Below are 12,947 nucleotides of genomic sequence, written 5' to 3'. Positions count from 1 at the left end.
CACATCTTCGGAAAGCGGCCCGTCATACCGATGACGAACGAGATCGGGCCGATGTGACAGGCCCAGCCCACAAGATCCTATTGGAGGACCCCATGCAGGCTCGGATGACCAACCCCGCCGCACTGCTGCCGGACGCCGTGAAGGGCATCAACCTGATCTACAAGGCCGCCCACTCGGCCGGCCTGGCCAAGTCCACCCTGGACCTGGTGCACCTGCGGGCCAGCCAGATCAACGGCTGCAGCGCGTGTGTCGACTCCGGCGCGCGCGGCATGCGCAAGGCCGGCGAGACCGACGAGCGGCTGTTCGCGGTCGCGGCGTGGCGCGAGACCGACTACTTCACCGAGGCCGAGCGCGCCGCCCTCGACCTCGCCGAGCACGCCACGCGGCTGGCCGACAAGGGCGAAGCGGTGCCGGACCAGGTCTGGGAGGCGGCCGCCAAGCACTTCGGCGAGGCCGAGCTGGCCTCGCTGGTGCTGTGGATCGCGACGACGAACTTCTTCAACCGGATCAACGCGGTCACCCGCCAGCCCGCCGGCCAGAACTGGGGCTGAGCTGCGCCGCGGGGCCGCCCTCGGGACGGCCCCGCCGCAGCCCGGCGGCCCGGCGGCCGGTTGCCAGCCGGGCCAGCGCCGCTGCGGCGGCCTGGATGCGAAGCCCGCGGGTGACGTCCGGCCGGGCCGCCACGGCCAGGTTGTGCTCGGGGTGGCGGGCCCCGCAGACCGCGCCGACGATCGTCGCCACGGTCCGGGCCTGACCGCCCATCATCATCGCGTACCGGATGGCGGCGACCGGATCGTCGGGGTGGCGCAGGAACGCCGTCAATGCGGCGGGCACGCAGCGCAGCGCGGCGCGTCCTGAACCGACCGTCGCGGCCGTGTCGGCCGGGGCGCTGCGGTGGCGGACCAGGGTCTGCACCTCGCCGAGCGCCGCCCGGAACTCGCTGGTCCGCAGCTGCGCGCCGACCAGGTCGAGGAAGTGGTACTTGTCGGCGGGCGCCAGCGGCTGCCCGCGCGCGGCCAACGCCACCGCGGTCGCGGTCGCGGCGGCCGCGTCGCGGGCCAGCGGATGGGTGTGCGTGATCCCGGCCGTGCGGCGGGCCAGCGCGGCGACCGTGCCCATGCCGGTGTCGGGCAGCAGGCCGACCGCACCCGCCCGCACCGCGGCGACACTGCCGAAGCTGCCCTGTCCGTCGTGGACCGTCGGGGCGACCTGCGACCAGCGCGCGCCGCGGCGCACCGCGGCCAGCACCCGGGCGGTGCCGGTGTCGGCCAGTTCGGGCCGGTCCTCGGGCCATTCGCGAGCCAGCTCCAGGGCGAGCGTGTCGTCATGCACCCGGCCCGCGTGGCGGCCCAGGTGCTCGGCCAGGATCAGCAGCTGGGTCGCGGCCGCGCCGGGCTGCGGCGGGCGGGCGCGCCGTTCGCGCAGCACCGCCTCCACCTGCGCCGGATCGGGCATCGCCGCGTCGTGCAGCGGCGCGGCCAGCAGGTCGGCGCGGGCGGCCATGAGGATGGAGCCGTGCGCGCGGCGCAGCAGCTGCGACTGGTCGAGCATCGTCGTCACGGTGGATCTTCTTCCTTCCCGTCGCGGCCCGCCGCCCGGCTCGCGGCCGGGGGCGGGCTTTCACGGCGTCAGGCTCACGGGCGGGCCGGCCGCGACGCGGTGCGGCCGGGCGTGCCCGGCGCGGTTCCCAGGTGCTCGGCGCGGTCGGCGACGGCGGGCCTGGTGTGCCCGGGGGTGGTGGGCGCCCGCCGCGGGCGGACCACCGCTGGGACGGGGCCTGCCGAGGCGCGGGCGCGCACGACGCTGAGCACGTGCCGGGCCCAGCCGTCCAGGCCCGTCTCGGTGGGCGCCGGACCGGCCTGCGGCGTGGGACCGCACAGGCCCACGGCCGTCGCGACGGCCTCGGCGTAGGCGGCCGTGTCGTGCGGGTTGACCACGATCGCCCCGGGCACGTCGGCGGCGTCGCTGGTCAGCTCGCTGAGCACCACGGTCGCGCCGAGCGTGCCGCGGGCCGCGACGAACTCGTGCGCCGGGTTGACCGTGCCGTGGTGCACGGGTGTGGCCAGCAGGCCGTCGCAGGCCAGGTACAGTGCGGCCAGCTCGCGCCGGTCGGGGTTGTCGCGGACGTAGTGCACGACGGCCTGGCCCACGTTGGCGTGCGTACCGTTGATCTTCGCGATCAGCCGGTCGACACGTTCGCGCTGCTCCTGCTCATCGGGCGTGTGCGGGTCGCCGAGCGCGACGTGCAGCAGCGCGACGGTGGCGGGCTCCGGCCGGTGCTCGGCCAGGAACCGGTCGAACGCGTGCAGCCGCTGCTCGACGGCGTCGGACGGGTTCCAGCCGGCGATCGACAGCAGCACCGGCCCGCCCACCCGCAGCGCGGCGCGGATCTCGGCGGCGCGTTCGCGCACCTGGGGCAGCCGCGTCAGCCGCCGCATGCCGCCGGTGTCGGCGGGCAGCGCGCAGGCCAGCACGCGCACCCGGTGGTTGCCGACGGCGATCTGGTTGTCGCGTACGGGCAGGCCGTGCACCCGGCCGGCGAGGTCGAGCAGGTTGTCCACCGCGCGGCGGTGCGGCAGCGCGACGAGGTCGGCGCCGAGCAGGCCGGCCAGCAGCTCGCGGTGCTCGGGCAGCCGCGCGAACGACTCCGCGGGCGGGAACGCGCTGTGCAGGTGCACCGCGGTGGCGAGATCGGGCCGCCGGCGGCGCAGCATCCGCGGCAGCAGCTGGAGCTGGTGCCCGTGCACCCAGACCGTGCCGCCGAGCCCCGCGGACCCCGCGACGGCGTCGGCGATGGCGGTGTTGGCCTGCTCGTACGGCTCGAACCAGCCGGTCGGGAACTCGGCCGGCTGGTGGTGGTACAGCGCGCGCAGCAGGCCCGCGCCCAACCGCGCGTCGTCGGCCCCGGCGTCGACGTGCAGCGCGTCGGCGTCAGGCGGGTTCACGCCGTCGGTCACCGCCGCCCAGGTGCCGCCCTGCGCGGCGACGAACGGGCGCAGCGAGGCCAGTGCGGCGTCCACATGGTCGCTGCTGCCGTCGGGATCGGTGGCAGGGACCCGGTCACCGGCCACGATCAGTTCGTAGCGCGCGGTCACGCGACCACCGGCCCGGCCGGAGCCAGCTCCTCGACCACCGCGTACGGCAGCAGCTGCATGATCCGGTCGAGCTTGGCCAGCCGCAGGGAGCGTCGGGCCCGCTCGGACGGCGAGCGCAGGGCGACCGCGCCGCCGTCGCGTACGGCCCGCCGGTGCGCGTCCAGCAGCAGCAGGATGCCCGCCGCGTCGATCGTGTCGCAGTCGGCCAGGTCGACGACGATCTGCTCGGGATGCAGCGCCAGGGCCTCCTCCAGGAGGCGGTTCACCTCGGGGGCGGCCTGCGCGTCCAGATCGCCCTTTACCTGCACCTCCACCAGTGGCACTGCCTGTGCCGCGGTCGCCGGGACCATGTCTTCCACCTGGGGTACCTCCTTGCCGGTGAGTGCAGCCATTCCCCACCGGGCAGGGTGATAACCCTGCGAACCATGACAGTTCTGTGACAAAGATCAAGCCGGGTCAGGCCACCCGGTCTCACCGGGCGGCCTGACCCCCATGAACTATGGGCTGACCAGGTCGAACTGTTCCCACGGGCCGATCGAGGTCCGGTTGGCGATCAGTGCCGCCGCCCCGGCGTTCTCCGCGACGACGTACTTCCCGTTCGCCTGGGCCCGCAAACTCACCGAACCGTTGGAGTTGCGGATCAGCGCGAAGGTCTCCCAGCCGCCGATCGCGGTGCGGTTGGCGATGAGCGGGTTCGCGCCGGCGTTGTCCGCGCACACGTACCGCGAGTTGACCAGGGCGCGCAGCGCGATGTTGCCGCTGCCGCGGTCGATCAGCTCGAACCGCTCGGCGGTGCCGACCGCGGTGGCGCTGGCGATCAGCGCGCCCGCCCCGCCGCTGGGGGCGGTGACGAACTTGTTGTTGGCGCGGGCGCGCAGGCTGATCCCGGCGGGCGGGGGAGTGGCCGGCGAGCAGTCGGCGGTGACCGCGCCGGCCGCGATCTGGATGCCACCGAGCAGCATGCGGGTGAAGTTGCTCTCGGTGTAGCTGGCCTCGGTGTGGCCGAGGCCGGTGTACCAGGCCCGGCCGCCGCCGTAGTTCTGGCACCAGGTGATCGGGTGGTCGCCCATGTTGCCGCCGCTGTAGCTGCCCTCGTTGAGGTTCATCAGCACGCGCACGGCCGAACGGGGGTTGGTGCGGTAGTTGTACCACTCGTCGCTGCGGGTCCAGGTGGCCGGCAGGTGCGCCGTCGAGGCGTTGACCGGCGACTCGATCCGCAGCTGCGCGGTCTGGATCGCGGGGTGGGAGTGGAAGTACGCCCCGACCAGGCCGCCGTACCAGGGCCAGTCGTATTCGGTGTCGGCCGCGGCGTGCACGCCGACGTAGCCGCCGCCCGCGGCGAGGTAGCTCTGGAACGCCGTCTGCTGGGTCGCGTTGAGCACGTCGCCGGTGGTCGACAGCCAGATGACGGCCTGGTACTGGGCCAGGTTGGCGGTGGTGAACTGGGCGGCGTCCTCGGTGGCGGTGACCGTGAAGCCGTTGGCGCTGCCCAGGGCCTGGATGGCGGCGATGCCGTTGGGGATGGACGAGTGGCGGAAGCCGGCCGTCTTGGAGAAGACCAGCACCTTGGTCAGCGGGGCGGCCGACGCGGGGGTGGCCGGGGCGAACAGCGTCGTCGCCAGGACCGTGACCAGTCCGGCGACCAGGGACAGTACGCGTTTTCGCATGTGGCTCGCTCCTTCGATGAGGGTAGCGCGGAGGGCGGGCTCGAACCGGCGGACGCCGCGAGGCGTGCTGGTCCGCACGGCCGTCCGCGCTGGCGAGGGCCACGCGGGTGCGGCGACCGGACAGGACACGTCCTCGGGGCGCGGGCACGCCCCTGCTGACGGCGTTCGGCGGGTTCTCACCCGCGAACCGGAGCCGGTCGCCGAAACACGGATCCGATATCTATCGGTGTCGAATCCTATAGGAATGCGCCGAGTCATGGAAGGCTGCCGTGACAACTTTCGCGACGGCGACCCTCCGATTTGCTGATGAGCGCAGAACTTTTGCTAGATCTAGAAAAAGTACGAGTTCCTATCTAGAAACTTTTGCAGATCTGGATTTAATATGGCCGCCACGAACGCGTTACAGGAGGCCCTGTGCGTACTGGTATATGGCTCGTCGGCGCCCGCGGCTCGGTCGCGGTCACCAGCATCGTCGGCGCGCTGGCGGTGCGGGCCTCGCTCGCCGACCCGGTCGGCTGCGTCACCGAACTGCCCCCGCTGCGCCACCCGGCGCTGCCGGCCCTGTCCGACCTCGTCTTCGGCGGCCACGACGTGTCCTGCGTGTCGCTGGTCAAGAAGGCCCACGCGCTCGTCGCCGCCGGCGTCCTGCCCGCCGCCGTCGTCGCCGCCGTGGCCGACGAACTGGCAGGCGTCGAAGCCGACGTACGGCACGCCCCCGACGGGGCGACCCAGCACGACACCGTCGCCCGCATCGCCGCGGACCTCGCCGACTTCCGCGAACGCCACGGGCTCGCCCGGGTGGTGGTGGTCAACGTGTCCTCGACCGAGGCCATCCCGCCGGACCACCCGGCGTATGCCGACGCGGCGGCGCTGGCTGCGGCGCTGCACCACGAACCGGTGCTGCCGCCCAGCTCGCGGTACGCGTACGCGGCGTTCACGGCGGGCTGTGCCTACGTCGACTTCACCCCGTCCACGGGAGCCCGGCTGCCCGCGCTCGACCAGCTCGCGGCGCGCCACGGCGTGCCGTACGCGGGCAGCGACGGCAAGACCGGGGAGACGCTGCTCAAGTCGGTGCTCGCACCCATGTTCGCGATGCGCAACCTGCACGTGCGGTCGTGGTCCGGCACCAACCTGCTCGGCGGCGGCGACGGCGCGACGCTGGCCCGGCCCGAGGCCAACGCGGCCAAGGTCGCCAGCAAGCAGCGGGTGCTGCGCGAGACGCTGGGCTACGAGCCGGAGGGCCACACCCGCATCGACTACGTGCCCGACATCGGCGACCTCAAGACCGCCTGGGACCTCATCACCTTCAGCGGCTTCCTCGGCAGCCGCATGCGGCTGGAGTTCACCTGGCACGGCTGCGACTCCGCGCTGGCCGCGCCGCTCGTGCTCGACCTGGCCCGGCTCACCGCCGCCGCCCACGCCCAGGGCCTGTCCGGCCCCCTGCCGCAGCTGGCCTTCTTCTTCAAGGACCCGATCGGCGACGTCCCGCACGGCCTGGCCGAGCAGTGGCGCGACCTGTGCGAATGGGTGCAGGGCTGGGACCTCCCGGCCGAGCGCCCGGACCTGGGCGGCCGGACCGGCGGGACCACGCCCGCCGGTCCGGCCGAGCCGGGCGGGCAGCAGTCATGAAGTTACGTGACCTGGCACAGCTCGTCCGGGCACCGGCGGCGCTGTCGGTGCCGGGCGACGCGGTGGCGGGCGCTACCGCCGCGGGCGTCCTCGACGCGCGCACCGCGGGCATCGCCGCCGCGTCGGTCTGCCTGTACTGGGGCGGCATGGCCGCCAACGACTGGGCCGACCGCGAACTCGACGCCGTCGAGCGCCCCGAGCGGCCGATCCCCTCCGGGCGGATCAGCCCCGACACCGCGCTCGCCGTCGCGGGCGGCCTGACCGTCGCCGGGCTGGCCCTGGCCGCGGCCAGCGGCGGCAGACGCACCCTGGCCACCGCCGGGCTGCTCGCGGGAGCGGTGTGGGCGTACGACGTGAAGTGGAAGAACTCACCGGCCGGGCCCGCCGGCATGGCGCTGTGCCGGGGACTGGACGTGCTGCTCGGCGCGAGCACCGGCGACCTGCGCAAGGCCGCCCGCCCGGCGCTGGCCGTCGCCGCGCACACCTACGCCGTCACTGCGCTGTCGCGGCGCGAGGTCAGCGGCACCGACCGGGTGCTGCCCGCGCTGACCATGACCGCGACCGCGGCCGTGGCGACCCACGCGGCGGGCCGCAGCGGCGGCTGGCTGCCCGCGGTGCTGGCCGGCTGGTACGCCACCCGCTTCGGCAAGGCCCAGCGCGAGGTGCTGCGACAACCCGACGCGGGACGGGTGCGCGCCGCGGTCGGGGCCGGCATCACCTCGCTGCCCGCGCTGCAGGGCGCGCTCATCGCACGGCACGGCAGACCGCTGGCCGGAGCCATGGTGGCCACCGCCGCCCCGGCCGCGGCCAAGCTCGCGAGGAAGGTGTCCCCGACATGAGCCTGCGCTTCGGCTACGGCACCAACGGCTTCGCCAACCACCGGCTCGTCGACGCCCTCGACGTCATCGCCGAACTGGGCTACGCGGGCGTCGCGCTGACGCTCGACCACGCGCACCTGGACCCGTACGCCCCCGAGGTGAAAGACCAGGTCGCGCGGACCGCGCGGCTGCTCGCCGAACGGGAGCTGGCGGTGGTCGTGGAGACCGGGGCGCGCTACCTGCTCGACCCGCGGCGTAAGCACGCGCCGACCTTCCTGCACGACGACGCGTCCCGGCGGATCGACTTCCTCAAGCGGGCGATCGACATCGCCGAAGGGCTCGGCGCGGAGGCCGTGTCCTTCTGGGCCGGGGTGCGCCCGCCGCACGTGTCGGCCGAGGTCGCCTGGCAGCTGCTGGCCGAAGGCTGCGCCGAGGTCGTCGGGTACGCCGCCGAGCGCGGGGTCGCGGCCGGATTCGAACCCGAGCCGGGCATGCTCGTGGAGACGCTGGCCGACTGGTTCCGGCTGCGCGAGCTGGTCGGCGCGGACCTCAAGCTGACCCTCGACATCGGCCACTGCCGCGCCAACGAGCCCGAAGACGTCGCCGAATGCGTGCGTATCGCCGGGCCGCACCTGGTCAACGTGCAGATCGACGACATGCGCCGGGGCGTGCACGAGCACCTGGAGTTCGGCGCGGGCGAGATCGACTTCCCGCCGGTGCTGCGGGCGCTGGCCGACACCGGATACCGCGGCCTGGTCGCCGTCGAGCTGCCCCGCCATTCGCACGCCGCCCCCGACGTCGCGGCCCGGTCGCTGAGTTTCCTGCGGGCCGCGCAGTGGCTCGGCGACGCGCTGCACCGCCTCGAAACCGAGCCCGCCGCGATCGCGACGCTGCTGCCCGCGGCCCGCCGCGGGGTCGGCCGCGCCGCCGCCGAGGACGCCCGGGTGCGCCTGCTGCGCGCCGCCGCGCCCGGCCGCGACGAGGCCGCCGAGCTGTACCGCTACGGCGACAACGACGAGAAGCGGTCCGTGCTGCTGGCCTGCCCCGACCCCGACCTGCTGCGCGACGCCCTGCGCAGCAACGACACCCGGCTGGTGGCCGCCGCGCTCGGCCCCGGCGCCCGGGACCTGCCCGACGCCGAATGGCGCCAGGGCGTGCTCAAGAGCGTGTTCATGGGCCTGCCGCTGTCCGGTGTCGACGGACTGGCGTCGCGGGCCGACGCCGAGCTGGGCCGGATGCTCGCGGCGCTGCGCCGCGAGCGCGAGGCGGCCGGCCGCACCATGCCCGCCGACGCCGTCGACCTCCTGGAGAGGCTGCATTGATGCGCATCTTCGATCCGCACATCCACATGACCTCGCGCACCACCGACGACTATGAGCGGATGGCGGCGGCCGGTGTGCGAGCGCTGGTCGAGCCGGCTTTCTGGCTCGGCCAGCCCCGCACCAACCCCGGGTCGTTCACCGACTACTTCGACGCGCTCATCGGCTGGGAGCCGTTCCGGGCGAGCCAGTACGGCATCGCGCACCACTGCACCATCGCGCTGAACCCGAAGGAGGCCAACGACCCGCGCTGCCGCGAGGTGCTGGCCGTGCTGCCCCGCTACCTGGCCAAGGACCGGGTCGTGGCGGTGGGCGAGACCGGGTACGACTCGATGACGCCGGAGGAGGACGAGGTCTTCGCCGCGCAGCTGGAGCTGGCCCGCGAGTTCGGGCTGCCCGCGCTGGTGCACACCCCGCACCGGGACAAGGTCGTCGGCACCCGGCGCAGCCTCGACGTGGTCAAGGAGTCGGGCATCGACCCGGGCCTGGTCGTGCTGGACCACCTCAACGAGCCGACCGTCGGCGAGGTCGCCGGCAGTGGCTGCTGGATGGGCTTCTCCATCTACCCCGACACCAAGATGTCGCCCGACCGCATGGTCGCCATCCTGCGCGAGTACGGCCTGGAGCGCATGCTGGTCAACTCGGCCGCCGACTGGGGCAAGTCCGATCCGCTGCTCACCCTGCGCACGGGGGAGGCGATGCTGGCGGCCGGGTTCAGCGACGACGACGTGGACCGGGTGCTGTGGCGCAACCCGGTCGAGTTCTACGGCCAGTCCGGCCGCCTCGACCTCGACGAGACCGGCGCCGAGGCGACCTTCGCGGGCAACTCGATCCTGCGCGGGGGTTCGTGATGCGGCTGCGCGACGCCGACGGTGCGACGGTGCACCTGGCGTACTGCACGAACGTGCACGCCGCGGAGGACTTCGACGGGGTGCTGTCCCAGCTCGACCGCTTCGCGGTGCCGGTGCGCGAGCGCCTCGGCGTCGACCTGCTCGGGCTCGGCCTGTGGCTGGCCGCCCCGGTCGCCCGCGCCCTGGCCGAGCAGCCGGAGCTGCGCGGGCGGCTGCGCCGGGAGCTGACGGCACGAGGCCTGGAGACGGTGACCCTCAACGGGTTTCCCTACAAGGCGTTCCAGGCCCCCGTGGTCAAGCACGACGTCTACCTGCCGGACTGGACCGACCCGCGCCGGCTGCGCTACACCCTGGATCTGGCGCTGGTGCTGGCCGAGCTGCTGCCCGACGACGCGGCCCGCGGGTCGATCTCGACCCTGCCGCTGGCCTGGCGCGAGCCCTGGGACCGGCGGCGGTTCGGCGCGGCCAAGGCGCAGCTCGACGAGCTGGCCGCGGGCCTGGCCCGGGGCGAGCGGCCGATCCGGGTCGCGCTGGAACCCGAGCCCGGCTGCGTGGTCGAGTCCACCGACCAGGCCGTCGCGGCGCTGTCCGCGGTCGCCAGCGAGCACCTCGGCGTCTGCGTCGACCTGGCGCACCTGGCCTGCGGCTGGGAGGACCCGGTCGACGCGGTCGCCAAGCTGAAGGCGGCCGGGGTCGCCGTGGTCAAGGTGCAGGTGTCGCAGGCCCTCGAAGTCGAGGACCCGGACGCGGCCCGGCAGGTGCTGGCGGCGTACGCCGAACCGCGGTTCCTGCACCAGACCCGCAGCTCGGCCGGCGAGCGCTTCGACGACCTGCCGCAGGCCCTGGCCTCCGACGCGCCCGGCCCGTGGCGCATCCACTTCCACGCCCCGCTGCACGCCGCCGCGCTCGACCCGCTGCGCACCAGCTCCACGGTGCTGCGCGAGGGCCTGGCGGCGCTGCTGACCAACAGCGACTGCGACCACTTCGAGGTCGAGACGTACACCTGGGACGTGCTGCCGCCGTCGGCCCGGCCCACCGACGACGCCGGGCTGGCCGAGGGCATCGCGGCCGAGCTCGCCTTCGCCCGCGACCAGTTCGCCGCCCTGGGGGTCTCGTGAACAAGCCACTCGTCGTGCTGAACGTGGTCGGGCTGACGCCCCGGCTGCTGGCGCACATGCCGCGGCTGCGCGCCGCGTTCGCGAACGGGTTCACCGCCCGGCTCGACCCGGTCGTGCCCGCGGTGACCTGCTCGGTGCAGGCGACCTTCCTCACCGGTGAGACCCCGGCCGGGCACGGCGTCGTCGGCAACGGCTGGTACTTCCGCGACCTCGGCGAGGTGCTGCTGTGGCGGCAGAGCCACGCGCTGGTCGGCGGGGAGCGGGTCTGGGACGCGATCCGCCGCGAGCGCCCCGGCTACACCGTGGCCAACATCTGCTGGTGGTACGCCATGGGCGCCGACGTCGACTGGATGATCACGCCCCGGCCGATCTACCGCGCGGACGGCCGCAAGGAACCCGACTGCTACACCATCCCCGCCGAGCTGCACGACGAGCTGCCCGTGTTCCCGCTGTTCAGCTACTGGGGACCCGGCGCGGGCATCGCCTCCTCGGCCTGGATCGCCGCGGCCGCGGTGCACGTGATGAGCACCCGCAGCCCGGACCTGACCCTGGTCTACGTCCCGCACCTCGACTACGACCTGCAGCGCTTCGGCCCGTCCGCGCCGCAGGCCGCGGCCGCCGCCGCCGAGCTGGACTCCACGCTGGCCCCGCTGCTGGACGCGGCCGCCGCCCGGGGCGCGACGGTGGTCGCGCTGTCGGAGTACGGCATCACCGACGTGTCCCGCCCCGTGCACGTCAACCGGGCGCTGCGCGCCGCCGGGCTGCTGACCGTGCACACCCAGGACGGCATGGAATACCTGGACCCGTTCACCTCCCGCGCCTTCGCGGTCGCCGACCACCAGATCGCCCACCTGTACGTGCGCGACCCGGCCGACGTCGCCGCGGTCGCGAAGATCTGCGCCGAGCTGCCGGGTGTCGGGCAGGTGCTCGACGAGACCGGCAAGGCCGGGCAGGGCCTGGACCACGAGCGCAGCGGTGAGCTGGTGCTGCTCGCCGAGCCGGACTCGTGGTTCACCTACTACTACTGGCTCGACGACAAGCACGCGCCGGACTTCGCGACCCACGTCGAGATCCACCGCAAGCCCGGCTACGACCCGGCGGAGCTGCTGTTCGACCCGGCCGGGCCGGGTGCGGCGAAGGGCCGCGCGGCCAAGGCGCTGGTGCGCAAGAAGCTCGGCATGCGATACCGGATGAACGTCGTCGGCCTCGACGCCGGCGCCGACGCGATCCGCGGCTCGCACGGCCTGCTCCCGCCCGGTGCCGACGACGCCCCGCTGCTGCTGTGCACCGATGCCGGGCCCGCCGTGGACCGCATCGCCGCCACCGACGTGAAGTCCCTGCTCCTGCGTTTGGCGGGAGGTGCGCCGTGACGCTCGCGCCTGCGCCCACACCGTTGGCGGCGCGGATCGACGCGGTGCTGGCCGGGTTCGTGGACGGGCAGCGGCTGCTGTGGCCGGACGACGAGCTGCGGCCGATGCTGGACACGGTGCGGCGGTTCATCCTCACCGGTGGCAAGCGGCTGCGGCCGGCGTTCTGCTACTGGGCCTGGCGCGGGGTGGCCGCGCCCGAGGAGCGCGGGGAGGACCAGGCTGCGGTGACCGCGGGCGCGGCGCTGGAGCTGTTCCACTGCTTCGCGCTGATCCACGACGACATCATCGACGCGGGCAGCCGCCGCCGGGGCCAGGCGTCGATGCACGAGGAGTTCGCCGCGGCGCACGCCCGGCACGGCTGGCGCGGGGACGCGCGCTCGTTCGGGCGCAACACCGCGCTGCTGTGCGGGGATCTGTGCGCGATGTGGGCGGAGGAGCTGCTGACCGGGTGCCCGACGACGCCGGTGCGGCTGGCGCAGGCGCAGCGGCTGTTCGCGGTGATGCGGGCCGAGGCGGTGGCGGGGGAGTACCTGGAGGTCGTCGCGCAGGCGATGGGCGACTTCGGGGACGGCGCGCGGCAGCGGGCGGCCCGGGTGGTGCAGCTGAAGACGGCCCGGTACTCGGTGGTGCGCCCGCTGCAGATCGGGGCGGTGCTGGCCGGGGCGTCGGACGCGGTGCTGGACGGGCTGGCGGCGTTCGGGGAGCCGCTGGGGGAGGCGTTCCAGCTGCGGGACGACGTGCTGGGGGTGTTCGGCGACCCGGCGCGCACCGGCAAGTCGGTGCTCGACGACCTGCGCCAGGCCAAGCCGACGACGCTGCTGGCGGAGGCGTTCGCGCGCGGCGATGGGCGATCGCGTGCGGTGCTGTCGGCGCACGTGGGGGATCCGGTGCTGGACGAGGCGGGCGCGGCCCGGGTGCGGGCGGTGCTGGCCGAGTCGGGGGCGCTGGCCGTGGTGGAGGAGCGGATCGCGGCGGCTCGCGCCGAGGCGCTGCGGGCGCTGGAGTTCCTGGATGTGGCGGAGGAGTCGCGGCAGGCGCTGGGGGCGCTGGCCGACTTCGTCGCGAGCAGATCGGTGTGAA

Annotated in this window: 12 protein-coding genes; 8 read left to right on the top strand and 4 right to left on the bottom strand. The window is 74.3% G+C overall.

Going from position 1 to position 12,947, the window contains the following annotated elements:
* Positions 1 to 92 precede the first annotated feature (92 nt).
* Positions 93 to 551: a carboxymuconolactone decarboxylase family protein gene (locus AB0B35_RS22120; RefSeq protein ID WP_360531562.1), complete on the top strand. Its 459-nt coding sequence runs from the start codon at positions 93 to 95 to the stop codon at positions 549 to 551.
* Here the strand turns inward: AB0B35_RS22120 and AB0B35_RS22115 are convergent.
* The 4 genes from AB0B35_RS22115 to AB0B35_RS22100 form a co-directional block, all read right to left on the bottom strand.
* Positions 517 to 1,551, bottom strand: a complete 1,035-nt coding sequence (locus AB0B35_RS22115; RefSeq protein ID WP_361048602.1) for an ADP-ribosylglycohydrolase family protein — start codon at positions 1,549 to 1,551, stop codon at positions 517 to 519. The genes AB0B35_RS22120 and AB0B35_RS22115 overlap by 35 nt on opposite strands.
* An 83-nt stretch (positions 1,552 to 1,634) precedes the next feature.
* Positions 1,635 to 3,095: a trehalose-6-phosphate synthase gene (locus AB0B35_RS22110; protein ID WP_361048421.1), complete on the bottom strand. Its 1,461-nt coding sequence runs from the start codon at positions 3,093 to 3,095 to the stop codon at positions 1,635 to 1,637.
* Positions 3,092 to 3,445 carry an STAS domain-containing protein gene (locus AB0B35_RS22105; RefSeq protein ID WP_361048600.1) on the bottom strand — a complete coding sequence of 118 codons (354 nt, stop codon included), beginning with the start codon at positions 3,443 to 3,445 and terminating at the stop codon, positions 3,092 to 3,094. The genes AB0B35_RS22110 and AB0B35_RS22105 overlap by 4 nt, the downstream gene beginning before the upstream one ends.
* 147 nt (positions 3,446 to 3,592) lie before the next feature.
* The gene (locus AB0B35_RS22100; RefSeq protein WP_361048419.1) at positions 3,593 to 4,762 is read right to left on the bottom strand and encodes a ThuA domain-containing protein; all 1,170 of its coding nucleotides are present in this window, start codon (positions 4,760 to 4,762) and stop codon (positions 3,593 to 3,595) included.
* A 414-nt stretch (positions 4,763 to 5,176) separates the two neighbouring features.
* On the opposite strand from AB0B35_RS22100, the gene AB0B35_RS22095 reads away from it, so the two are divergent.
* From AB0B35_RS22095 to AB0B35_RS22065, 7 genes are read left to right on the top strand one after another with little or no spacing between them, the layout of a single operon-like run.
* The gene (locus AB0B35_RS22095) at positions 5,177 to 6,391 is read left to right on the top strand and encodes an inositol-3-phosphate synthase (protein WP_361048417.1); all 1,215 of its coding nucleotides are present in this window, start codon (positions 5,177 to 5,179) and stop codon (positions 6,389 to 6,391) included.
* On the top strand, positions 6,388 to 7,230 hold the full coding sequence (locus AB0B35_RS22090) for an SCO3242 family prenyltransferase (RefSeq protein WP_361048416.1): 843 nt from the start codon (positions 6,388 to 6,390) through the stop codon (positions 7,228 to 7,230). The genes AB0B35_RS22095 and AB0B35_RS22090 overlap by 4 nt, the downstream gene beginning before the upstream one ends.
* Positions 7,227 to 8,531, top strand: a complete 1,305-nt coding sequence (locus AB0B35_RS22085) for a TIM barrel protein (protein WP_361048414.1) — start codon at positions 7,227 to 7,229, stop codon at positions 8,529 to 8,531. The genes AB0B35_RS22090 and AB0B35_RS22085 overlap by 4 nt, the downstream gene beginning before the upstream one ends.
* Positions 8,531 to 9,379 carry a TatD family hydrolase gene (locus tag AB0B35_RS22080; RefSeq protein ID WP_361048412.1) on the top strand — a complete coding sequence of 283 codons (849 nt, stop codon included), beginning with the start codon at positions 8,531 to 8,533 and terminating at the stop codon, positions 9,377 to 9,379. The genes AB0B35_RS22085 and AB0B35_RS22080 overlap by 1 nt, the downstream gene beginning before the upstream one ends.
* On the top strand, positions 9,379 to 10,497 hold the full coding sequence (gene eboE, locus AB0B35_RS22075) for a metabolite traffic protein EboE (protein ID WP_361048410.1): 1,119 nt from the start codon (positions 9,379 to 9,381) through the stop codon (positions 10,495 to 10,497). Before AB0B35_RS22080 ends, eboE begins: the two co-directional genes overlap by 1 nt.
* Positions 10,494 to 11,867 (top strand): nucleotide pyrophosphatase/phosphodiesterase family protein, encoded by a 1,374-nt coding sequence (locus AB0B35_RS22070; protein WP_361048408.1) that lies wholly within the window; start codon positions 10,494 to 10,496, stop codon positions 11,865 to 11,867. The genes eboE and AB0B35_RS22070 overlap by 4 nt, the downstream gene beginning before the upstream one ends.
* A complete protein-coding gene (locus tag AB0B35_RS22065) occupies positions 11,864 to 12,946 on the top strand; it encodes a polyprenyl synthetase family protein (RefSeq protein WP_361048406.1) in 1,083 nt (360 codons plus the stop codon). Before AB0B35_RS22070 ends, AB0B35_RS22065 begins: the two co-directional genes overlap by 4 nt.
* The last annotated feature ends 1 nt before the right edge of the window (position 12,947 follow it).

This window comes from Catellatospora sp. NPDC049133 (assembly GCF_040648455.1).
In the GTDB taxonomy this organism is placed as follows: domain Bacteria; phylum Actinomycetota; class Actinomycetes; order Mycobacteriales; family Micromonosporaceae; genus Catellatospora; species Catellatospora aurea.
The sequence above is the reverse complement of the archived record's forward strand: the minus strand, read 5'-3'. Positions and strand labels throughout refer to the sequence as shown.